Genomic DNA, 1,508 nt, shown 5'->3' on the forward strand with positions numbered 1-1,508 from the left:
ATCGAAAAACTGGTTGACAGGTTTGCGCGAATCTACGTTCCCATAGTCATAGCACTCGCTGTTTTTACAGCAATAGCTGTACCTCAAATTCTCGGCGGGTCTTTCCAAACGTGGATTTATCGCTCGCTGATACTCTTGGTGATTTCATGCCCGAGCGCCTTCATAGTTTCTGTTCCAGCAACAATCTTTACAGCCGTGACGGTTGCAGCCCGAAGAGGAGTAATTATCAAGGGTGGAGTCTACGTTGAGAAACTGGCTAGAGTCAAGAAAGTCATTTTTGACAAAACGGGTACTCTAACGTTAGGTAAGCCAGAGGTTCACGAGATTAAGTCTGTCGGGAAGTCCACTGAGCAGGCCTTGATGTATGCCGCTGCATTGGATCAGTTCTCTAATCATCCCATTGCTCAAGCCATAGTAAAGAGGGTAGCGGAAAAAAATTTGGATATTAGCAAGCTTAAGGTTACTGATGTGACAGAAGTTCCAGGTAAAGGTATCGTGGGGTATGTCGATGGAAATCATGTTGCTGTTGGTAACATGGAGTTGATGAAGGAGTACGCTTGTGACTGCAGGCAGATAGAGGGAGTTTATGAAAATGAGAAGCACACTTCGGTTTGTGTTTCTGTTGAAAAGATGGGTACTGCCTCTGTCTGCGTTATTGATGATGTTAGGAAGGACGCGATTCAAGCAGTTAACGCTTTAAAAAAGGCAAGGATCAGCACAGCCATGTTGACTGGAGACAAACGGGAGATTGCTGAAGAAATTGCTGGAATCCTGAATGTTGACGAGGTGCATGCAGAGCTCTTTCCTGAGGACAAACTGGAAATAGTTGAGGAGATGAAGGGCAAAAATGGTTTAGTGGCGATGGTCGGAGACGGCGTTAACGATGCTCCTGCACTGGCAGCCTCAGATGTGGGCATCGCTATGGGTGGTGGAGGTGTGGACGTTGCGTTGGAGTCTGCGGATGTCGTGCTGGTTAAGGATGAGTTGGCGCAAATACCCTATCTAGTCAAATTAAGCGGTAAGACGATGGAAGTCGCAAAGCAGAACATAGCCGCATCCCTAATTGTAAAGATACTATTAGGTGCGCTTGGAATAATGGGCTTTATTCCACTCTGGTTCACAGTAGCTTCAGGCGATGACGGCGTAACCATGCTGTTGCTTCTAAACACATTGCGCTTAACAAAGGCAAAACTGTAGAGAGGAGAAAAGTTAGCTGAAAAATGAGGAAACGAGCTTAGACAAGCCTGAAGGCTTCTTGTGATATGGAACCTCGCGGAACGTGTGCTTATTTCTTTTTGAAGAAAAGCCAGTTTTTCTGATCCTTAAACCTCACAAGCACATAAACGCCCTTCAGCTTATTGCCGTCAATTTCTACAATGAGCTTGTCTTCTTTCTGATCTATCATCCTATACGTGCCTTTATCCCAGATTTCCACTGTACCGGCACCATATTCGCCTTCGGGAATCGTGCCTTCAAAATTTGCATATTCAATTGGATGGTCTTCCACC

At 45.6% G+C, this 1,508-nt stretch carries 2 protein-coding genes; one reads left to right on the top strand and one right to left on the bottom strand.

From position 1 onward, the window contains the following. Window positions 1-1,197 (top strand): cation-translocating P-type ATPase (locus HXY34_14220; GenBank protein ID NWF97290.1); only part of this gene is annotated, 1,197 nt, incomplete at its 5' end. Between the two features lie 88 nt (window positions 1,198-1,285). Here the strand turns inward: HXY34_14220 and HXY34_14225 are convergent. Further along, on the bottom strand, window positions 1,286-1,508 hold a 223-nt coding region (locus tag HXY34_14225), incomplete at its 5' end, for a 3'-phosphoesterase (GenBank protein ID NWF97291.1).

The organism is Candidatus Thorarchaeota archaeon, from assembly GCA_013388835.1.
Taxonomy (GTDB): Archaea; Asgardarchaeota; Thorarchaeia; order Thorarchaeales; family Thorarchaeaceae; genus JACAEL01.